The following is a 21,400-nucleotide window of genomic DNA, read 5'->3' as shown; positions in this document are numbered from 1 at the left end:
ACGGCGCAAAACGGCTAGAATGCGCTTGGTGTTTTGACCCTTGGGCGGTGCAACACTATATAGGCACCACCGCGAGAAAAAGGCAGTAACGTGATCCGGTTCATTCTTTCGATTTTCGGGGCGATCTTCAGTATCGTTACCTTGGGTATTTTCATGGTCGCACTGGTGATCGGTGCGGTCTTCTGGATGTATGGCCGGGACCTGCCCAGCCACGAATCCCTGGCCCAGTACAAGCCCCCGACGATCAGCCGGATCTATTCGGGCGAAGGTCAGTTGATCGACGAATTTGCGCAGGAACGCCGCCTGTTCACGCCGTCCGCGGAAATTCCCGATCTGGTGAAGCAGGCGTTTATTTCGGCGGAAGACAAGAATTTCTATACCCATCAGGGTTACGACCCACGCGGCATCGTCGCGGCAGGTGTCGAAGCGGTGCGCACCAAAGGCGGTACCGTGCGCGGTGCGTCGACCATTACGCAGCAGGTGATGAAGAACTTCCTGTTGTCGGGCGACCGCCGGGCGGAACGCAAGATCAAGGAAATCATCCTGGCCACCCGGCTCGAGGATACCCTGGACAAGGAGCAGATCCTTGAGCTGTACCTGAACGAGATCTTTCTGGGTCAGAACTCGTACGGCGTGACGGCCGCCGCGCAGACCTATTTCAACAAGACCTTGCAGGAACTGGCCCCGCACGAGGCTGCGATGCTGGCCGCGATGCCCAAGGCGCCGTCGGATTACCACCCGGTTCGGGAAAAGGAACGCCTGCTGGCCCGCCGAAACTATGTGTTGCGCGAGATGTACCAGAACGGTTACATCGATCAGGCGACCTATGAGTCCGAGGTCGAGATGCCGCTGCGCTCGGTTCAGAACGGCGATTTCGAAAGCTTCCGCACCGCATTGCCGCCGCGCGACTACTTCACCGATGAAATCCGTCGCCAACTGAGCGAGGACTTTGGTGAAGGTGAGTTCTTTACCGGCGGCTTCACGGTTCGTGCGTCGGTGGACGAAGAAATGCAGGTCGAGGCCGCAAAGGCCCTGCGCACGGCGTTACAAAAATATGACCGGTCGCGCGGGAAATGGCGCGGCACCGGCGAAGTGATCTCGGAAGAAAAACTGGCGGATGAAGCGCAGTGGCGCGAGGCGCTGTCGCTTCTGGAAATCCCGCGCGATGTGGTGCTGCCGACCCGCTGGTATCCCGCCGTGGTTCTGAATGTCTCGGATCAGCAACTTACCGTCGGGATCGAAGACGGCCCTGCGGATGGCACCATTCCGCGGTCCGATATCAAGTGGATGCAGGGTGATTTTGCGGCGAACTTCAAGCGCGGTGATGTGATCCTCGTTGTCGAGGGCGAAGAGGGGCAGTGGTCTGCCCGTCAGGTGCCCGAAGTTCAGGGCGCCTTTGTGGCGATGGATGTGAACTCGGGCCGCGTTCTGGCGATGCAGGGCGGGTTTTCTTATCAGGATACCGTTTTCAACCGCGCCACGCAGGCACAGCGCCAGCCGGGGTCCAGCTTCAAACCCTTTGTCTATGCCGCCGCGCTGGACAGCGGATACAGCCCGGCAACCATCGTTGTGGACGCACCGATCGAGGTGAACACGCCACAGGGCTTGTGGCGGCCCAAGAACTCGTCGAACAAGTTCTACGGGCCGACGCCCTTGCGCACCGGGATCGAGCAGTCGCGGAACCTGATGACCATCCGTCTGGCCCAAGAGGTCACGATGCCGGTGGTTGCAGGCTACGCCGAACGCTTTGGCGTCTATGACCGGATGGGCGCGTTCCTTGCAAACTCGCTGGGGTCCGAAGAAACGACGCTGTACAAGATGGTCGCGGCTTATGCGATGTTCGCGAACGGGGGTCAGCGGGTTGAACCCACACTGGTCGACCGTATTCAGGACCGGTTCGGCAAGACCATCTATCGTCATGATGATCGTCAATGCCTGAATTGCAACTCGACCTGGCTCGAGCCCGACGAGGCCCCAACCCTTGTCACGGACCGCGCGCAGGTCATGGATGCCATCACGGCCTATCAGCTGACGTCCATGATGAAAGGCGTGGTGGATCGCGGCACCGCCTCGCGCTATGTGAACCTGCCGGTGCCGACGGCCGGCAAGACCGGAACCACCAACGAATCCAAGGATGCGTGGTTCATCGGCTTCACCTCGAACATCGTGGCGGGCTGCTATATCGGTTACGACCGCCCGCGCCCGATGGGACGGGGGGCTTATGGTGGTACCTTGTGCGGCCCGGTGTTCCAGAGCTTCATGGAAAAAGCCGTCGAAAAGTATGGCGGTGGGCCATTCAAGGTTCCAGAAGGTGGTCACTTTATCAAAATCGACCGTTTCAGCGGCGCCCGCCTGCCGGATGACGCCACTGGCGACTTTGTCGTGGCCGAGTTCTTCCGCGACGGTGTCGATGGGTTCATCGACCGTGTTTATGACGGTGGTTTTGCGATTGGTTCCGACCTGCCTTTGTTCGAGGAAGCGCAGCGCGCAGGTGTGCAGGTTCAAACCTCCACCGGTCAAACCATCACGGTCGGCCCCAAGGCCACGCAAGGCGATCTGAGTACCGGCGGTCTTTACTAATCGGCCACGTCCAGAAAAAGGCGCAAAAGGTCGGCTTCCGGGTCGTTTTCGATGGCACCTTCGGATCGCCAGCAGATGGACAAGGCGCATTTGACGGCTGCCCATTGGGCCAGCCGTTTCTCTGAAACATTCATGGCTTCGGAATAGAGCGACAGGCAGGTTTCGATCTGCCGGGGATCGCGCACCAATTCGGTCATGCCTTTTGGGTGCCGCAGTGCATTTGCCAGTTCAAAGGCCGGATCTCCTGCATATCCTTTGGCATCGAAAACCCGCGGGCCATTGTGGGTCAGAATAATGTTGTCCGGGTGAAGATCCCCGTGCAGGGGTACCGGCGTGGGCTGGCTGATCAACAGGTGCTGACCCAGATTCGTGGCAGACAGCACGTCCTTGCGCAGAAGGGTTGGGCAGGCCGGAGCAAAGGCGCAGCCGAACAAAGGGGCGAACACCTGGTTCAGGGGTTTCAAGCCACCGATGTCAGCGGTGGCCTTCCCATGCAGGCGCGCCGCCGTTTCTGCAAGGATCGCAACAGCGTCTTCAGGGCGTCCTGCCCGTGCAATGTCCCCCAAAGACGGGCCTTCCAGCCATTCCATCAGAACGGCATTCCGTTCCTCGTTGAGAACCCGAACCGCGCCCCGGTCATGCCAGGCCTTCAACAAAGCGGTCCCGGGTTCTTCGTTGCCGCGATCCGGTCCGCGATAGAGTTTCAGGGCGGCGGGCCCGTGTTCCGACCGTACCTTCCACACCCGCGCCTGGGCCGTCTCGGCAACCAGTTCCGGTTGATGCAATTCCCATCGGTCCAGAAACTCTTTGAATGTGCCTTGCATTCACGCTCAGCCCGTCTTGTGGTGTCTCGCACCTCTTGCTATCACGCAGGCCTGATTGAGCAAGTTGGGACAAGACCATGCGCGCCGAAACCCAGAACACTGTGGCGGAAATCGAAAAGTCGCTGGAGCTGCTGGCGCAGCGCATGGACTATGAGACCGCGCCGCATCGCCTTGAGGAATTCAATGCGCGTGTCGAAGATCCCAACCTGTGGGACAATCCGGAAAAGGCGCAGAAACTGATGCGCGATCGGCAGATGCTGGTCGACGCGATCGAGACCTACGAGGCCATCAAAACCGATCTAAGCGACAATATCGAACTGATTGAGCTGGGCGAACTGGAAGAAGACGAAGAAGTTGTCCAGGACGCCGAAGCCGCGATCAAGGCGCTTCAGGCCAAGGCCGCGAAGAAAGAGCTTGAGGCCCTGCTTGACGGTGAGGCCGACAGCAACGACACCTTCCTCGAGATCAACTCGGGCGCGGGCGGAACCGAAAGCTGCGACTGGGCCTCGATGCTGGCGCGGATGTATGTGCGCTGGGCCGAGAAAAAAGGCTATACGGTCGAGCTTCAGTCCGAAACCCCGGGCGAAGAGGCAGGGATCAAATCCGCTGCGTACAAGATTTCGGGGCACAACGCTTATGGCTGGCTGAAATCCGAAAGCGGCGTGCACCGGCTGGTGCGGATTTCGCCTTTTGACTCGGCGGCCAAGCGGCACACCTCGTTCTGTTCGGTCTGGGTCTATCCCGTGGTCGACGACAATATCGAGATCGAGGTGAACCCCGCCGATATCCGCATCGACACCTACCGGTCATCGGGTGCCGGTGGTCAGCACGTGAACACCACGGACTCGGCCGTGCGGATCACGCACATTCCAACCGGGATTGTCGTGACCTCGTCCGAGAAGTCGCAGCACCAGAACCGCGATATCGCCATGAAGGCTCTGAAATCGCGCTTGTATCAACTGGAGCTGGACCGCCGGAACGCCGACATCAACGCGGCACACGAGGCCAAGGGGGATGCGGGCTGGGGCAACCAGATCCGGTCATATGTTTTGCAGCCCTACCAGATGGTCAAAGACCTGCGGACCAATTACGAGACCTCGGATACCAAGGGTGTTCTGGACGGCGATCTGGACGGCTTCATGGCGGCCACACTGGCCCTGAACGTGGCGGGCAAGAGCCGCTCCGAGGCCCAGGGCGACAGCTGAGGTGAAGCGTAACAGCCCTTTCCTGAACGTTTTGAAAGGGCATTGGCAGCTTATCCTGATCACGGCCCTGGTGTTTTTGCTCTGGAATACACCGGTTGCGGTTCCACTGAAGATACTGGTCGTCTTTCTGCATGAGTTGTCTCATGCGGTGACGATCCTGATGACGGGCGGCTCGGTCGAGAGCTTTTCGATCTCACCACAACAGGGCGGCGTTGTCGTCGGCCGGGGCGGCAATCGCTTTCTCAGCCTGTCTGCCGGGTATCTTGGTTCACTGGCGCTTGGCATGGCCCTTTTGATCCTTGCCTTGCGAACAAGGGCCGACCGCGCCGTTCTGGCGGGTTTTGGTGGTGTTATGTGTCTGGTGGCGGTGCTGTATATCCGCGACCCGTTCGCCCTTGTTTTCAGCATCGGAACCGGGGCTGCGATGATTGCTGCGGCGTGGTATCTACGTCCCGATGCAAGCGATCTGGTGCTGCGTGTGATCGGATTGACCAGTATGATCTATGTCCCTTTCGACATCTTCGATGACACGATCCGACGGTCTGGCGCTCGTTCGGATGCATTCATGCTGGCCGAGGAATTCGGTGGCTCTGCCATGTTGTGGGGCGGGATCTGGCTGGTGCTCAGCTGCATCGTGATCGTTCTTTGCCTGCGCTACTGGCTTGGGGCTGACAGTAACCTGCATTTTCGCAGATCAGCGCGCTGACATTGCCGTCTGGGACGACGCTGAAAAGATACATTTAAACAGTGGGTTTAAATGATCCGAGCTGCCCGCTAGGCTGCCGGAAACGACAATGGATTGGCGCGTCATGGACCTGACCCGGATATCGGCTGCAGACCTTTTGAAACAGTTGACTAACCGGCAGGTTTCAGCCTCGGACGTGATGCAGGCCACGCTGGATCGCATCGCCAAGGTCAATGGTGAGGTGAATGCCATCGTGGCGCTGAGGGATTCAGATGGTTTGATGGCCGAGGCGAAGGCCTGTGACGACGGCCCGATCACCGGCCCGCTGCACGGTCTTCCAATCGCAGTCAAGGATCTTGTGAATGTGGCGGGTGTCGTCTCGTCGCAAGGATCACCTGTTTTTCAAGACCACGTGCCAGCCAGTGACGATCTGATCGCCGCCCGGATGCGGCAAGCCGGTGCCATCCTGATCGGCAAAACCAATACGCCGGAATTTGGGCTGGGATCGCACACGTTCAATCCGGTCTATGGGGCAACGCGCAACCCTTATGATGCCAATCGTACCTGCGGTGGCTCATCCGGCGGGGCGGCGGTTGCTTTGGCGACGGGCATGGTTGCGCTGGCCGATGGCTCGGACATGATGGGCAGCTTGCGCAACCCTGCCGCCTGGAACAACGTTTATGGCTTTCGGCCAAGCTGGGGCAGGGTGCCTTCCGATCCCGTAGGGGACAGCTTTTTGCACCAGTTGTCGACACTGGGCCCCATGGCGCGCTGCCCCGAAGATCTGGGTGTTCTGCTTGATGTCATCTCGGGTCCGGACCCGCGCTTGCCGCTGGCCGTTGAAAGTGCGCCGGTGTCGCCGGTGACCGCCACAGATCTGCAAGGGCTGCGGATCGGGTGGCTTGGCGACTGGGGCGGCGCTTTTCCGACCGAGCCCGGTATTCTTGACATCTGTAAAGACGCGATGGACGTGTTCGAAACACGTGGCGCGCGGGTTGAGGACGTCGCCCCGCCTTTCGATGCCGAAAAACTCTGGACCAGCTGGATCACCCTGCGGTCGTTCAGCGTGGCCGCCGGGCTGGAACCCTTGGCGTCGGAAAAGGAAGATTTGAAAGATTCAGCACAATGGGAACTGGATCGGGGTCTGGCAATGAGTGCAATGGAGGTACACCACGCCAGTGTCATCCGCTCGGAATGGTTCCGTTGCGCGGCGAACCTGTTCGAACAGTTTGACGCGTTGGTTCTGCCGTCTGCTCAGATCTGGCCGTTTTCGGTTGATTTGCCTTACCCGACAGAGATCGCGGGCCGGGCCATGGATACCTATCACCGATGGATGCATGTCACGATACCGGTCAGCCTGATCGGCCTGCCATGTCTTGCTGCGCCCGCGGGGTTTGGCACGCAGGGGCTGCCGATGGGGTTTCAATTGTTCGGGCCCAGAGGATCGGATCGGAAACTATTGTCAGTCGGTGCGGCTTACCACGCCGAAACCAATTGGCCGAACAAGAGGCCGGCGATGCCATAACGCCGGTCAGGGAGGAGGAAGACAACATGGACAAACCCTTTGGTGTTCCGGATATGCGGCCGGTCGATACCGCCATGCTGCGTACTGCATTGCAGCGCGCCTGGGCCGACTTTCGCCGCGCACCGCTGTTCGGCCTTATTTTTGCGGGGTTTTACGTACTGTCCGGGTGGGCGATGGCATGGGTGACAGTTCAGACCGGAACAACCTTTTGGCTGGTGCTGGCGGCCATCGGGTTTCCGCTAATCGGCCCGTTTGCCGCTGTTGGTCTGTACGAGGTATCGCACAGGCTGGAACAAGGAAAGCCGCTCGATTTTGGCGCGATCTTCGGGGTCGTGATGCAGCAAAGCCGCAGACAATTGCCCTCGATCTGCGCGATCATAGTTGTCGTGTTTCTTTTCTGGTTTTTTCTGGGGCACATGATTTTTGCCCTGTTCATGGGTTTGGCGACGATGACCAACGTGTCGACCTCGCTTGAGGTGTTTCTGACACTGAATGGCCTGACAATGCTGGCCGTCGGCACCGCCGTCGGGGCGGTTTTTGCGACCGTTCTGTACATGATCACCGTTCTGTCGATCCCTCTGCTGCTGGACCGCGAGCTGGACTTCGTAACGGCCATGATCACCAGCTTTACCTACGTGTCAGAGAACTTTCCGGTGATGCTGGCCTGGGGTGCCTTCATCGCGGTGCTGACATTTCTGGCGATGGTGCCCTGGTTTCTGGGGTTGCTGGTGGTTCTGCCGTTGCTGGGACATGCCAGTTGGCATCTGTACCGGCAGATCACGCAGAATGATGAAGGGAAAACAACTACCTGAGACGGTAGGTTACAGGTGCTTAGCCACGTTGTTCGTCGACAATCGCGCAGCAGCAAAGATGGCCGTCGAGTCGTGCCCAAGGTATTTCAGCACAACGGGTTCGGGCGTTGTCGCATTTGTCGGGCTGATGACCGACCCACGCCAATGAACTGCCGTTCCCGTAGGGTCCGGAGAGATCAGATAGACCCGGCTGTTGTGACCTTCCCGCTGGGAGGTGAGCATATAGACAGTGTCACCGCTTGCGGCCGCTATCCCCTGTATCTCCCGCGCCTTCGGGGGTGCCTCGGGCATTGCCGCACGCGACACGTAACCACGGATCAACGTACATTGGGCCAGGGGTCGGGCGTGCAGCAGGGTCATCCGGTGTTCAGCCGACAGGCTTTCGATCACCGCGTAGAACCCGGGGGAAAACGGGGATTTCTCGATCGCATCCGCACCCGAGCCCAGAAACTCTGTCAGGGCCGGAGTTGCAGGGTGTTCTTCGATCTTCTCGATCTCGTCCAGCGGTTTCAGAAGAATGCGGGCATCGACATCGAAAAACCTGCATATACGGTCCAGCACATCTGGTCTGGGAACGCTTTCACCGGAAAGATATCTGTTGAACTGGGTACGGTTTACGCCAAGTTGTCGGCACAGCGCCGAGATCGAGCGATATCGCTTCGCCAATTGCCGAAGGTTCGCACCAAACATTGCGCGAATCTCAGCCGGACTACGAATATCGTCAGTCATGGGTGCCCACGTCTTGCTTAGTTTCTGAAAGAAACCATCGTCGCACTGAAGCCGAAGCCCAGTGCATTTTTAAATCGTACAGAATGACCCCAAGCAACGTATCCCCACGTCGCGTTGCAGCTTCGAGGCTAACGTCCTCATGTGTAAAGGCAATAGGCTTTATCTGAAAATGCCTGATCTTTTTCGGGAAAAGCCGACCTTATGGCAATTATAGCGCATTCAGATCGCAAGAGTTGAATTTGAAAGGACCAGCCACCCTAATAAGTGTTCCCGCCTTGGCTGCAAGACAAGTGCCAAGGCGGGACAGTTCGATCAATCGCCGCGCAGCAGGGCCGCCACGCCGGTACGCGCGATTTCCATCAGGCCCAGCGGGCGCATCAGGTCGGCAAATGCGTCGATCTTGTCGGGCGCACCGGTGATTTCGAAGATGAAGGAATTGAGTGTGCTGTCGACAACATTGGCGCGGAAGATATCGGCCAGTCGCAGGGCTTCGACCCGCTTGTCGCCTTCGCCGACAACCTTGATGATCGCCAGTTCACGCTCGACCGAGGCGCCCTCGACCGTCAGATCATGCACATCACGCACCGAGACAATCCTGCCAAGCTGCGCCTTGATCTGTTCGATGACTTGGGGCGTGCCGGTGGTGACGATGGTGATGCGGCTCAGGTGGCCGGTATGATCAACCTCGGCCACCGTAAGGCTTTCGATGTTGTACCCACGACCCGAGAAAAGGCCGATGACACGGGCCAGCACTCCGGGCTCGTTTTCGACCAGAACCGCGATGGTATGGCGTTCCTGAACGTCCGAGAAGGTGGGCCGTAGGTTATAGGCCGAATGGCGGGTAGAGCCTTTTTTGATATGTAGGGCAGACATTTACGTCCCTTTCATCATCCTTGACAGGTTGGGCGCAGCGCGGCGCTCAACCAAATCCGTCGAATTTCGTTAAACCAGAACCGAACCTTTGGAGTCGATCACGCCCTGCGTCTCGGCCTCACCCAGCAGCATCTCGTTATGGGCCTTGCCCGACGGGATCATGGGGAAGCAGTTTTCGTGCTTTTCGACCAGACAATCAAAGATCACCGGACCGTCGTAATTGATCATCTCCATGATCGCGTCATCCAGATCGGCGGGGTCGGAACACAGGATACCTTTGGCGCCAAAGGCCTCAGCCAGTTTCACGAAATCGGGCAGGGCCTCGGACCAGGAATGTGAATAGCGCTCGCCATGCAGCAGCTCCTGCCACTGGCGGACCATGCCCAAACGTTCGTTGTTCAGGATGAACTGTTTCACCGGCAGGCGGTACTGAACGGCGGTGCCCATTTCCTGCATGTTCATCAGCCAGCTGGCCTCGCCGGCGACATTGATCACCAGAGCATCCGGATGCGCCATCTGCACGCCGATCGAGGCGGGGAACCCATAGCCCATCGTGCCCAGACCACCCGATGTCATCCAGCGGTTGGGGTCTTCGAACCCAAGGTACTGCGCCGCCCACATCTGGTGCTGACCCACCTCGGTGGTGATGTAGCGATCATGCTTTTTTGTCAGTTCTTCAAGGCGTTGCAGCGCGTATTGCGGTTTGATCGACTTTTCGCTGTTGGTGAAGGCCAGGCAGTTGATCTTGCGCCACTCGGCGATCTGGTTCTGCCATTGTTTGACATTCGCGGCGTCCGTCTTGCGGCCGCGCGACTTCCAGATCTTCAGAATATCCTCGAGCACATGCGCCACATCGCCGACGATCGGGATGTCCACCCGGATGACCTTGTTGATCGAGGACGGGTCGATGTCGATATGCGCTTTTTTCGAGTTCGGCGAAAACGCATCGATGCGCCCGGTGATCCGGTCATCGAACCGCGCACCGATATTGATCATCAGATCGCAATCATGCATCGCCATATTGGCCTCATAAAGGCCATGCATGCCGAGCATCCCCAGCCAGTTCTCGCCCGAGGCGGGATAGGCGCCCAGACCCATCAGGGTTGAGGTGATCGGAAAGCCCGTTGCATCCACCAGTTCACGCAGCAACTGGCTGGCCGCGGGGCCGGAATTGATAACGCCACCGCCGGTATAGAAGATCGGTTTCTTTGCGGTTTCCATCGCGGCAACCAGTTCGGTGATCTCTTCCAGATCTCCTTTCATCGCGGGTTGGTAATGCGAGGTCGAAGGTTTCGGGCTGGCATATTCGCCCGACGCGAACTGCACATCCTTCGGGATGTCGATCAGCACCGGGCCGGGGCGGCCCGAGGTGGCGACATGGAATGCCTCGTGCAGGGTTTCAGCCAGCGAGTCCGTGTCCTTCACCAGCCAGTTATGCTTGGTGCAGGGGCGGGTGATGCCTACAGTGTCGGCCTCCTGAAACGCATCCGATCCGATCATGAAGGTCGGGACTTGCCCGGTCAGAACGACGATCGGGATCGAATCCAGCAACGCATCGGTCAGACCGGTGACAGCATTGGTGGCACCGGGGCCGGAGGTGACAAGCGCGACGCCCGGTTTTCCCGTCGATCGGGCATAGCCTTCGGCGGCGTGGATAGCGCCCTGTTCGTGACGCACCAGAATGTGGCGAATGTCGTTTTGCAGAAAGATTTCATCATAGATCGGTAGCACGGCGCCACCGGGGTATCCGAATACCGTGTCCACGCCCTGATCCTTGAGGGCCTGAACCACCATCTTTGCGCCGGTCATCTCACGTGTCATCTGCTTTGCTCCGTTCGCGACATGTGTCTTGCGTTCGACAAAAAAAAGCCCCCGATTTTTCGGAGGCGCATGGGTTCGATTATGGTTTACCGTTACCGGCCCATGCGCGTGGTTCCTACGATTACGACTAGCGTTCTCATCGCCAGAGGCTCCTTTTTGCTTGGAGGCGACATTATGGTCGGGGGGAAGGGGCGTCAACAGGCAATTGCACCAATTTTCTATCTCAGCGGCGGTATTTTGCGACATTTTATTGCGTAGATTGCCGCATGTCGGGAATTTCCGGGAATTCGACGTGAAAATTGGCCGTTTTGTGTGCGGATAAGGCGGTCTGAAAGCGTCAGGCCGATGTCCGAAACGGGCATGACCATTACTTTTTTCTGCGCCACGCTGAACGTGCAGGGGGCAAAACCCGGAGGCTTGAAATGTTGCAGGACCTGGTTGATCTTGGCCGCTATCCAATCGATCGTCCGGATTCACCGGCTTATGATCGGCTGATCGAGGATTTGAGACGCGAGTTGGAACAGGATGGATGTGCCGTTCTGCCGGGTTTCGTGCACGAAGCAGGGGTCAAGCTTCTGGTGCAAGAAGCCGAGGGGGTAGCGCCCAAGGCGCACCGGTCCTTCAACAGAACCAACGCCTATTTCACGAAGGACGACCCAAGGCTTGGCATCGCTCATCCGATCCGCCGGTTCTATGATCGTTCGAACGCCTTTGTTCCGGCCGACAATCTTTCGAAATCCGGCCCGCTGCGGCGCATTTACGAGTTCGACGGCTTTCTTCCCTTTGTCCGCGATGCCCTGAATGAACCCGAAGACCGCTTTTTCCGCTACGATGACCCATTGGCGGACGTGATCATCAATGTCGTGGAAGAAGGGCAGGGCTTTCCCTGGCATTTCGACACCAACAACTACACCGTGACGCTGGCCATCCAGAACGGAGAGACGGGCGGCGCGTTCGAGTATGTGCCCAACCTGCGGACGGCGGAAAATGAAAACTTTGATCTGGTGGCCTCGGTTCTCGATGGGAACATGGGGCGGGTTCGCCGGCTGGAGCTGCGGCCGGGGGATTTGCAGATTTTCAAGGGCCGGTATTCACTGCACCGGGTCGCTCCGGTTAGAGGCAAGCGCCGTCGCTATGTCGGCATCTTTTCCTTTGTCGAGGCTGAAGGCATGTGTGGCGGTGTGGAACGGACGCAGCAATTGTATGGCCGCGTTTTGCCGCATCACTACAAGCGCGCGGGGCTGCGAAAGGATCAATTGCTGGATTGAGTGTTCAACCTCGGTACAATGCATCTGATTGATGTCCGGAGAGTCAGATGCCCAAGATTTTGCAGCTTACACCATTTGTGTTGTGCTCGTCCCTGAAGGACCAGATCGACTTCTATTGTGATCGCCTTGGGTTCACCTGTGGGTTCATGCAAGACAATTATGCCTTTTTGAAACGTGGTCCTGTTGCGATCCGCCTTTTGGAGTGCCCGCCGCGGGATGACGGCAAGCCATTGGGTGATGAACACTCCTTCTATATCGATGTTGAAGATATTGATGGGCTTTATGACAGCCTGCGCGACCGATTGGCCGATCTGCCCGAAGGCCGTGTCAGGCCGCCGTTCAATCAGCCCTATAATCAGCGTGAATTCCACGTTCTGGACGAAGACGGGACATTGGTTTTTTTCGGAGAAGGTCTTTGACCCGGCGGGTACCGCTCCCGCCCATCTTCAACACGCTTGCGGCGCGTATCCTCTGGTTGGGCCGGGCAGCGCTGCGCGCTGCGGGCGCGTGCAGATCAGAAACCGACGCCAGTCCCCTGCAGCACGCCATGTTCCAAAGCGTAGCGTGTCAGCCCGGCGGTTGAGGATATGCCGAGTTTGCGTTTGATATTCTTGCGGTGCGTTTCGACCGTCCGCACGGAAATATCCAGCGTTTGCGCAACTTCCTTGTTGGATTTGCCCTGCGCCAGTTCCAGCAGAATGGTCTGTTCACGTCCGGTCAGCGCTTCGCGCACGTTGTTGCCCTTGGGCTTGAGCGATCCGCTGGCGCCGGTGCACAGATACTGTTCACCCCGTATCACCGCATCAATGGCCTGCTTGATCTCTTCCGTGGGCACATCCTTGAGCACGTAACCTTTGGCACCGTGGCTGAGCGCGGTCGAGATATATTCCGGGCTGTCATGCATCGACAGGATCAGGATGCGCGTTTCCGGCAATCGTTCCAGGATGATTTCCGTGGCGCTGAGACCGCCGAGGCCGGGCATGTTCAGATCCATCAGGATCACATCCGGGGCAAGGTCAACAGCCTGATCCACTGCCGCCTGTCCGCTGCCAAGCGTACCGACCACTTCGATCTCATCATAGCTTTCCAGGATGGACTGAATGCCCTCGGCCACCATGGGATGGTCGTCGACGATAAGAACTCGGATGCTTTCGGCGCTCATGTGCCGGCCTTTCGGTTCGGGGTTGCGTCTTCCTGCGGTGGCAGAAGGTGGCTCAGCGGCAGGCTGACTTCGATGACGGTGCCGCCACGCGGTCCGCGTGATGACAGAATGCGCAGGGACCCGTCAAGCTGTTCGATGCGCTCTTGCATGTTGCGCAACCCGATCCCGGTGCTGGGGGTACCCGGATCGGTCCGCATGCCCCGGCCATTGTCGGTGATCCGCATGGTTGCACCTTTCTTGTGCCCGCGCAGGTCTATCGTAACATGCGTGGCGCCAGAGTGGCGCTCGATATTGGTCAGCGCCTCTTGCGCGATGCGATACAGGGCAATCTTGCTGTCCTGATCCAGCCGGTTGCGGAACACCACGGTCGAGAATTCCGTCTCGATCCCGGTGCGGTCCCGGAAATCGTCGGTCAGAGCTTTCAGCGCTGGCCCAAGGCCCAGATCGTCCAGTACGCCGGGGCGCAGGTCGCGACTGATGCGGCGGACCTCGGTGATGGCGGTGCCAAGATGGTCAATCCCTTTGTCCAGCGGATCGCGTGCGCCCGCGTCATCGCCGCGCGACAGGCGGCGCCGCGCGTTGTCCAGCGCATAGCGTACACCGACCAGAATCTGGCTGATGCCGTCATGCAGTTCGCGGGCAACGCGGCCTCGTTCCTCTTCCTGGGCATCGAAGACGCGCTGGGTCAGTTCCTTCAGCTTGGCGTCCGCAAGTCTGCGCTCGCGGATGTTCAGCAACATGCCAGATGCAAAGACGATGAGCACCGCCGCCACAACGATCGCGCCGATATACATGAAGGTGCGTTGAACGCGGGCCTCGACCTCGGCCCTGGCGTTGGCGACCGTTGCAACGATGTCGTCGATGAAGACTCCGGTTCCCACGACCCAGCGCCAGTCCTGAAGCCCGACGACATAGGCGATCATCTGCGCTTCCTCTCCGGTCGAAGGCTTTTGCCACATGAAGCTGTGCCAACCAGCCCCCTGGCGGGCGAGGCGGATGAATTCATCAACGATCGGAGTGCCATCGCTGTCCGTCAGCCCTTCCCAGTTTCGGTTGATGAACTGCGTCTGGCGGGGGCTGACCAGATTATTGCCGTCATAATCGTAGACAAAGAAGAACCCATCCTGACCATAGATCATTGCCGACAGGATTTGGGACACGAGGTTTTTCGCGACCTCGTCATCAGGCTCGGCCCGGCCGTAGATATAGGCGAACCCGTTGCGCGCCTGTGTCACGTAGTTGCGCAACTCTTCCTTCTTGGCTTCGACCAGGCTGCGTTCCAGCGCTTCGATCTCACGCTCGGCGGTCGCGCGCGCCTCGTATGCCACAAGCACCGCAATTGCCGCCACGGCCACGACCAGCGGGATTGCGGCAACCAGTGACAATTTCTGCGCATAGGTCAGCGAGATCAGATGTCGGAGTCTTTGCATGGACGAATCGATACGCAAGCGGCGGCGAAAATGCAAAAAGATTGGGCTTTGTTCGGGGAATACAGAGTTTATTGTCGGGGAAGACGTGCTTTGAGGTCTGATTTCTTGCCGGAAATCGCAAAGAATCCGATTCTCTACGCAGTAGTAGGTATTCCCTTTCAGTTCGGTCACATTAGGCTGACGCGCACTGAATGCGACAGGTCCGGTTCTGCCGGACCGTGACTATGAAGGGGAGGAACACTCATATGGATCGTCGTTCATTTCTGAAAAAATCCGCGCTGGGCGGTTCGGCAGCTGCAGCGACAGCATTGGCGGCACCGGCTTATGCTCAGGGCCAGCGTACCCTGACCATGGTGACCTCGTGGGGTCGTGGTCTGGCGGGCGTGTTTGACAGCGCGCAGCGTTGTGCCGACAGCATCAACGCCATGTCCGATGGCAGCCTGAATGTTGAAATCAAGGCGGCAGGCGAACTGGTTGGCGCCTTCGAAGTATTTGACGCGGTGTCGTCGGGTCAGGCGGACATGTATCATGCCGCTGACTATTACTTTGTGGGTCAGCACCCGGGTTATGCGTTCTTCACGGCCGTTCCTTTCGGCATGACTGCACAGGAACTGGTGAACTGGTACTATCATGACGGCGGTATGGAGCTGCATGACGAGCTGGGCGAAATCTTTGGCCTGAAGTCCTTCCTGGCCGGCAACACCGGTGCGCAGGCGGGTGGCTGGTACTCGAAAGAGATCAACAGCCCCGAAGACTTCAACGGTCTGAAGTTCCGTATGCCGGGTCTGGGCGGCAAGGCGCTGGGTAAACTGGGCGCATCGGTCCAAAACATTCCGGGGTCGGAAGTGTATCAGGCGCTGTCGTCCGGCGCGATCGACGGTACCGAGTGGATCGGTCCATGGGCCGACGAAAAGGCCGGCTTCCAGGAAATCACCAAGACCTACTACACTGCGGGCTTCCACGAGCCGGGCGCAGGTCTGTCGCTGGCAACCAACCGCGACGTGTTCAATGAACTGACCCCGGCACAGCAGAAGATCATCGAGGTCGCTGCCGCCGAAGCGCACCAGTGGAACCTGGCGCAGTTCCTGGCCAACAACGGCGCAGCGCTGCAGCGCCTGCAGGCGGGCGGCGTCAAGGTTCTGGAATTCCCGGACAGTGTCTGGGACGCGTTCGGTCAGGCCAGCCAGGAAGTTCTGGACGAGAACATGGGCGATGAGCTGTTCAAGAAGATCCACGACAGCGCGATGACGTCGATGGCAGCATCGTCTGCTTGGAACAACCTGTCATCGGGTGTTTACACCGCTCAGCGCGACCGTGTTCGCGGCTAAGCCATTCTGATCCAAGAAAAACCGGTTCCCCCGCGTCGTGGGGGAGCCTTTCCCGTTGCGCTAAGGGGTTTGGGCAAGCAACAATAATCCCATGCACAACTGAGACGACCTGGGGACAACATGCAGGACGAAAACGGTATCTCGTTCTTCGGCGCCCTGTGGAATGGACTGGTCTGGTTCATTCAGAACATTGCCGAAGCCTTCTATAATTTCGGATACGCCATCACGCATCCGCAACTCTGGCTGGACTGGTCCGACAAGGCGTCGATCATGCGCTTTGTCTATTACGGCGGTTCGGTCGAGTTCTTCTTTGTGGTGTTCACGTTCTTTCTGGTTCTGACGGCCATCGGGCTGTACTACCGGAACTTCATGTGGGCCATCGTGCGGGGCCTTGAGGGGTTCGCCAATACCACCGGCCGCTTCTTTGCCTGGGCGGGCCTTTTGATGGTGATCCAGCAGATCGTGATCGTTTTCATGCAGCGGGTCTTTACACGACCCGATATGTCTTTTGGTTTGGGTATCCCGTTCCAGATGGATATCAGTTGGTTCGCGGAAGAACTGAAGCTGTATAATGCGATGGTCGTGTGCCTGTGCTGTACCTACACATTCGTGCAGGGTGGGCATGTGCGCGTTGACCTCATCTATGCCGGCATCAGCCACCGTGCCAAACGGGTGGTTGATATGTGCGGTGCGGTTTTGTTCATGATGCCCATGGCGGTGTTAACTTGGATGTATGGCTGGTACTTCATGTGGCGGCACCTGATCGTGCCGAAACCTTCGGCCAGTGACACGCTGGACCGACTGGTGGCCAAGTCCCGTGCGCTGCGCTGGAACGTGGAAACCATTGGGTTCAGCCCCAACGGATTCAACGCCTACTTCCTGTTCAAGATCTTGCTGGTGGCCTTTGCAGCCATGGTGTTCCTGCACGCAATCGCATTCCTGTACCGGTCGTATCTGGAATACGTGGAAGGGCCGGAAAGCACCGGAAAATACCTCGACAAGGACAGCCTTGGTGAGGGTGAAGAAGCCTATGAAGGCGCACATTAGGGACGGAGACCCAGACTATGTTGTTCGGACTTGATGGCGTCGAGATAGGCCTCATTATCGTATTCTTCTGCCTCTTCGGAGGCATCCTTTCCGGCTTCCCGGTGGCCTTTGCCATCGGCGGCGCCGGAGTGATTTCCTTTGGGATCATCGCGGCACTGGACAGTGCCGGGCTGTTGATCCACCAGGCAATCGACACAGGCTCACAAGCCTATCGGGATATTGTAAATTCCGGGGTAAAACCTGATGTCATATCGGTATTCCGATACCCGGATTTGCCAAGGATAGCCGAGCCGGTCTTTGTCTCTGGCTGGGAAACCGCGCTGGACCGCAACGTGTCGTTCATCGTGAACCGCATGAACGAGCGCGTACTGGCAGGGCAATCCATTGAGACCCTGTTGGCCGTGCTGATGTTCGTTCTGATGGGGATCACGCTGGAACGCTCGAAAATCGCGAACGACCTGCTGACGACGATGGCGCGCGTCTTTGGACCGCTGCCGGGTGGTCTGGCCGTGTCCATCGTGGTTGTGGGGGCATTTCTTGCGGCCTCTACCGGCATCGTTGGCGCGACCGTGGTGACCATGGGCCTGCTGGCGCTGCCAACCATGTTGCGGAACAATTACTCGCCGGAACTCGCAACGGGTGTGATCGCGGCCTCGGGTACGCTGGGGCAGATTATTCCGCCCTCGATCGTGATCGTTCTGCTTGGCACATTGGCGGGCGATCTGTATTCCACGGCGCAAGAGACACGGGCTGTCGAGGCCGGCTGCACCGATGCGCTGACCTATCTGGGGGAGCCCGCGGTTGTCTCGGTCGGAACTTTGTTCCAGGCGGCGCTTTTGCCGGGGATCCTTCTGGCCCTGCTTTATGCGTTGTATGCGTTTGGTTATGCATTGCTGAATCCCCATAAGGCACCTGCTGTGGCGCTGTCAGGCGGGTCGGGTGAGCCGATCACCCGGTCCGAAGGTTTGACTTGGCTGCTGGGCGCACCGGTTGCGCTGATCGTCGGCACCGTGTTGCTGGGCAATGTCGGCCTGATCGGCAGCCAGAACATTTCGGTCTCGGCTTTCTCGGACATCGGACAGGGCGCATCGTTGCGTACCAACGTGTCGGAAGAATGCAAGGTATCGATGATCGATCTGCATGGTCAGGCCGCCTGGGATCAGGCCGTCGCCGAGCAGGAAGCAATTGATGCCGCTGGCGGTGCAGCTGAGTCTCAGCGCCTGACCGAAGAAGAACTGGCCGCCGCACAACAGGAAATGATTGCATCAGCCGCACCAATTGGCACGGGTGTCGCGATCACGGTCGTGCTGTTGGGCCTCACTCTGGTTCTGGGCCGTGGCATCGCCCCCTCGCGTGCGCCACAGCCGCTTATCGTTGGTGCGATTGGTCTGCTTCTTATGTTGTTGGTCGATATTTTGCTGATTTCGCCCACAACAACTTCAGGGGCGACGTTCCTGTTGCTCGCGTTGCCATTTGCGCTGGCCATGTATGGTTGCAAGGAAGCCGCAGCGCGATGTGCGACCAATGACCTGATCCGCGTGGTCTTCCCGCCACTGGTTCTGATCATCGCGGTTCTGGGATCGATCCTGGGTGGTGTGACCAACCCGACACCGGCAGCTGCGCTGGGGGCGGGTGGCGCGATCATGCTGGCGGCCTATCGTAAGCTGCAGGATCAGGGGCGATCGGGCAAGGTGATCATCTGGTCGACATTTGCCGTGATCATCGCCTTGCTGATGGGGGTCAACTTTGACCTGCGGGTCAATCAGGGCAATGTGACGTTGGAGACCTGGATCGCCTTCATCATCGCGTATGCAGCCTATCTGTATGCCTTGTTCGGGCTGCTGTTCGGGTGCTGGGTGCTGTATTCAAGCGGAGTTCTGACCCCGGTGGTGCGCGAGACGGCCAAGGTGACCTCGATGGTGTTTACCATCCTGATCGGATCCCAATTGCTGAACCTGGTGGTGATCTCGTTCGGAGGGGAGCACTATATCCAGCAATTCCTGAAGAGTTTTGACAACGAGTTCACGGTCTTCCTGATCGTTATGCTGGTGTTGTTCATTCTGGGCTTCGTGCTGGATTTCCTCGAGATCATCTACATCGTGATCCCGATCGTGGGGCCGGTGATCTATGGCGGGTCGTTCGACCCGAAATGGGTGACGATCATGGTGGCGGTGAACCTGCAAACATCCTTCCTGACACCACCGTTCGGGTTCGCGTTGTTCTACTTGCGAGGGGTTGCGCCGAAGGAAGTGACGACGGGCCATATCTATCGCGGGATCATTCCGTTTGTTCTGATCCAGGTGGTAGGGATCGCAATTCTGTGGTTCTTCCCGGCGATTGTCACGATCGTACCGGACCTGATCCCGAACTGATCCGGATCATCAAAATGCAAAAGGGGGCCCGAAGGCAAGGCCCTATAGGTAAATGTTGAAAGAGGCTGGGAGTTCAGCCTCTTTCCTTTTGTGCTCAGATTGAGAAGTTCGAGAATTGGCGTTAATTATCAGACGTTTGATTTTGGTGCAGCGAAGGACCGCTTCGAGCCCAAAGCGGACACCGAAAAAATGCCAGACGACGCCAAAAAGCAGCGTCGCCCGATAGTCGCGGTTGTCGCTTTATTCTACCAGTTCCAGATCACCGGGACGCCAGGTCTTGTCGAACCAAGGCTCGAGCGGGCCGTAGAGGCGCATCATCACGTTGAAGCTTTGCCCGGGCATGGTTTGCGCCCAGTTGTTCTCCCAACCTTCTGGGGCTTCTGGACCAAAATAGATGCTGGTACTCCCATCCTCATTAGGTTTTATCCCCGGTCTATTAGAGTCGATACCACCGGATTGCTGGTCAGTTTCAAGGATTGACCGAGTCTGTCCGCTATACAACATAAACGACGCAAAGTTTTTGGCGGGAACCGGCGCCGGTAGCGTTACCTTATAGGTTTTTGAGCCGTCAAGGTACTGTCCGTTGTTGTCTCGCGCTGTCATCGCATAGACAGACCCCGTCCCGACCGGTGGCGAGGTCATCGCAGGCGTTATGCCCGTTGCCATATAGAAAAAGTACGACCGATCATCGAGGATGCGCGCGCCGTCCTCAAGAAAAAGATAGCTCTGGCGTTGGAACGGTGAGTTCCATTGCCGGTCGTCATAAAAGAACACTCCTGGATCGCGCGAGGCATACGTGATCGCTCGCGCCGTGGCGTTTGCGATTGCTGCTGCCTCCTTAAATATGCCCTGCATACGGGCATCGGGCTCAAAGGGCTCGCCTTTCTTGATCCCTATGGAAGCGAACGTGCCTACGATCTCCGGATTGAAAGCGCCTATTGGATTGTTTTCGAGTGCAACATGGATCTCTTCAAAGAAGTCTTCGTTGTTTGCGTGAACAGTGTTGTGTTGGACACCTGAGATATTCAAGAAGGTTTCAACAGGCGGGTTATCCGCTTCGCTAAGCGGATAGATATTCAAACCTGCTTTGATCTCTGCAACAGGCCCAGCCGTATCGCCATCTGGCCCGGGCTGCCTGCGAAGGATGAGCCAGTGCTCGTAGGTCTTTGTGCGCAGCTCAAAGTACCCTTCTGGCACAGGCGTTTCATCGTCTTTGTGAAGAAGAAGGTATTTGCCGCCTTCGCCTTTGTCAGCGCCAAGCGCACCAATGTCCGTCACATATTCGAATGCCGCATCGTCCAATAGGCCAAGCAACCCGGGCGGCACCTCAATCACCATCGGACCCTCAGATATGTCAACGTTCGAACCGGTGTAGATCGTCGTTGTATTGGGTGTCAGCCAAATGGAACGAGCATCAAGCAAATCTTCTGCAATGACAACTTCGTTTGGCTCCACTCCAAGATCTTCGTAAGCTTGGAACATCGCTCGAAGCGAAGCGATCTTCATGCCATCCAGGAAAGCCGTCGTTGCTCTGATCAGATCAAGGTTGTCGAAGACTTTCTCCACCGTCTCAGGTGATGGCATACCATCGAAGAATTCCAGCTCACCAAGCGTCTGAGTCTCGACCTTGTCTGGTGTAAGAACATTCTCAGGCACGTCGGCTTTGAATTCTTGGGCTGAAGAATGCGATGCGAGTACCAGGGCAGTCAGCACAGCTAACGACTTTGTTTTCATTGTTC

17 protein-coding genes are annotated in these 21,400 nt (G+C 58.0%); 10 read left to right on the top strand and 7 right to left on the bottom strand.

Going from position 1 to position 21,400, the window contains the following annotated elements; genetic code table 11:
• Positions 1 to 90 precede the first annotated feature (90 nt).
• Positions 91 to 2,580, top strand: coding sequence for a PBP1A family penicillin-binding protein (locus GS620_RS04705; RefSeq protein WP_171614316.1), 2,490 nt, complete (start codon positions 91 to 93; stop codon positions 2,578 to 2,580).
• On the opposite strand, the gene GS620_RS04700 is transcribed toward GS620_RS04705, so the two are convergent.
• On the bottom strand, positions 2,577 to 3,404 hold the full coding sequence (locus tag GS620_RS04700) for an aminoglycoside phosphotransferase family protein (protein ID WP_171614314.1): 828 nt from the start codon (positions 3,402 to 3,404) through the stop codon (positions 2,577 to 2,579). The two genes, GS620_RS04705 and GS620_RS04700, sit on opposite strands and share 4 nt — an antisense overlap.
• Before the next feature lie 77 nt (positions 3,405 to 3,481).
• Between GS620_RS04700 and prfB the strand changes: the two genes are divergently transcribed.
• The 4 genes from prfB (at position 3,482) to GS620_RS04680 (ending at position 7,631) form a co-directional block, all read left to right on the top strand.
• Positions 3,482 to 4,609, top strand: coding sequence for a peptide chain release factor 2 (prfB, locus tag GS620_RS04695; protein ID WP_171228125.1), 1,128 nt, complete (start codon positions 3,482 to 3,484; stop codon positions 4,607 to 4,609).
• Position 4,610: 1 nt separating this feature from the next.
• Positions 4,611 to 5,315, top strand: a complete 705-nt coding sequence (locus tag GS620_RS04690) for a M50 family metallopeptidase (protein ID WP_371809769.1) — start codon at positions 4,611 to 4,613, stop codon at positions 5,313 to 5,315.
• Between the two features lie 103 nt (positions 5,316 to 5,418).
• Positions 5,419 to 6,819 carry an amidase gene (locus GS620_RS04685; protein WP_171614507.1) on the top strand — a complete coding sequence of 467 codons (1,401 nt, stop codon included), beginning with the start codon at positions 5,419 to 5,421 and terminating at the stop codon, positions 6,817 to 6,819.
• Positions 6,820 to 6,845: 26 nt separating this feature from the next.
• A complete protein-coding gene (locus tag GS620_RS04680) occupies positions 6,846 to 7,631 on the top strand; it encodes a DUF2189 domain-containing protein (protein ID WP_171614312.1) in 786 nt (261 codons plus the stop codon).
• Between the two features lie 9 nt (positions 7,632 to 7,640).
• Here GS620_RS04680 and GS620_RS04675 read toward each other — a convergent pair whose 3' ends face one another.
• The 3 genes from GS620_RS04675 to GS620_RS04665 all read right to left on the bottom strand — a co-directional run bounded on the left by GS620_RS04675 (position 7,641) and on the right by GS620_RS04665 (position 11,054).
• On the bottom strand, positions 7,641 to 8,360 hold the full coding sequence (locus tag GS620_RS04675) for a helix-turn-helix domain-containing protein (RefSeq protein ID WP_171167696.1): 720 nt from the start codon (positions 8,358 to 8,360) through the stop codon (positions 7,641 to 7,643).
• A gap of 312 nt (positions 8,361 to 8,672) precedes the next feature.
• Positions 8,673 to 9,233: an acetolactate synthase small subunit gene (gene ilvN / locus GS620_RS04670; RefSeq protein WP_117868667.1), complete on the bottom strand. Its 561-nt coding sequence runs from the start codon at positions 9,231 to 9,233 to the stop codon at positions 8,673 to 8,675.
• A gap of 69 nt (positions 9,234 to 9,302) precedes the next feature.
• Positions 9,303 to 11,054, bottom strand: a complete 1,752-nt coding sequence (locus GS620_RS04665; RefSeq protein ID WP_152458271.1) for an acetolactate synthase 3 large subunit — start codon at positions 11,052 to 11,054, stop codon at positions 9,303 to 9,305.
• Between the two features lie 422 nt (positions 11,055 to 11,476).
• On the opposite strand from GS620_RS04665, the gene GS620_RS04660 reads away from it, so the two are divergent.
• Complete coding sequence (locus tag GS620_RS04660) at positions 11,477 to 12,322, top strand: 2OG-Fe(II) oxygenase (protein WP_171614310.1); 846 nt, start codon at positions 11,477 to 11,479, stop codon at positions 12,320 to 12,322.
• Between the two features lie 47 nt (positions 12,323 to 12,369).
• Positions 12,370 to 12,741 (top strand): VOC family protein, encoded by a 372-nt coding sequence (locus GS620_RS04655; protein ID WP_171204926.1) that lies wholly within the window; start codon positions 12,370 to 12,372, stop codon positions 12,739 to 12,741.
• A 95-nt stretch (positions 12,742 to 12,836) separates the two neighbouring features.
• On the opposite strand, the gene GS620_RS04650 is transcribed toward GS620_RS04655, so the two are convergent.
• Both GS620_RS04650 and GS620_RS04645 read right to left on the bottom strand, forming a co-directional pair.
• The gene (locus GS620_RS04650; protein ID WP_171614308.1) at positions 12,837 to 13,484 is read right to left on the bottom strand and encodes a response regulator transcription factor; all 648 of its coding nucleotides are present in this window, start codon (positions 13,482 to 13,484) and stop codon (positions 12,837 to 12,839) included.
• Positions 13,481 to 14,914, bottom strand: coding sequence for a cache domain-containing protein (locus GS620_RS04645; RefSeq protein ID WP_171614306.1), 1,434 nt, complete (start codon positions 14,912 to 14,914; stop codon positions 13,481 to 13,483). The genes GS620_RS04650 and GS620_RS04645 overlap by 4 nt, the downstream gene beginning before the upstream one ends.
• Before the next feature lie 245 nt (positions 14,915 to 15,159).
• Here GS620_RS04645 and GS620_RS04640 point away from each other — a divergent pair, with 245 nt between their 5' ends.
• The 3 genes from GS620_RS04640 (at position 15,160) to GS620_RS04630 (ending at position 19,661) form a co-directional block, all read left to right on the top strand.
• Positions 15,160 to 16,242 carry a TRAP transporter substrate-binding protein gene (locus tag GS620_RS04640; RefSeq protein WP_171167705.1) on the top strand — a complete coding sequence of 361 codons (1,083 nt, stop codon included), beginning with the start codon at positions 15,160 to 15,162 and terminating at the stop codon, positions 16,240 to 16,242.
• A gap of 120 nt (positions 16,243 to 16,362) precedes the next feature.
• Positions 16,363 to 17,289, top strand: a complete 927-nt coding sequence (locus GS620_RS04635; protein WP_152458266.1) for a TRAP transporter small permease subunit — start codon at positions 16,363 to 16,365, stop codon at positions 17,287 to 17,289.
• A 17-nt stretch (positions 17,290 to 17,306) separates the two neighbouring features.
• Entirely contained in the window at positions 17,307 to 19,661 is a 2,355-nt protein-coding gene (locus GS620_RS04630; protein WP_171614304.1) for a TRAP transporter large permease subunit, read from the top strand.
• 240 nt (positions 19,662 to 19,901) lie between these two features.
• Here GS620_RS04630 and GS620_RS04625 read toward each other — a convergent pair whose 3' ends face one another.
• Entirely contained in the window at positions 19,902 to 21,395 is a 1,494-nt protein-coding gene (locus GS620_RS04625) for a DUF1254 domain-containing protein (protein ID WP_171614302.1), read from the bottom strand.
• Positions 21,396 to 21,400: the final 5 nt, after the last annotated feature.

The organism is Ruegeria sp. HKCCD6428 (genome assembly GCF_013110595.1).
Lineage (GTDB): Bacteria > Pseudomonadota > Alphaproteobacteria > Rhodobacterales > Rhodobacteraceae > Ruegeria.
Note: the sequence above shows the minus strand (reverse complement) of the source record. Positions and strands in the feature narration are given on the sequence as shown.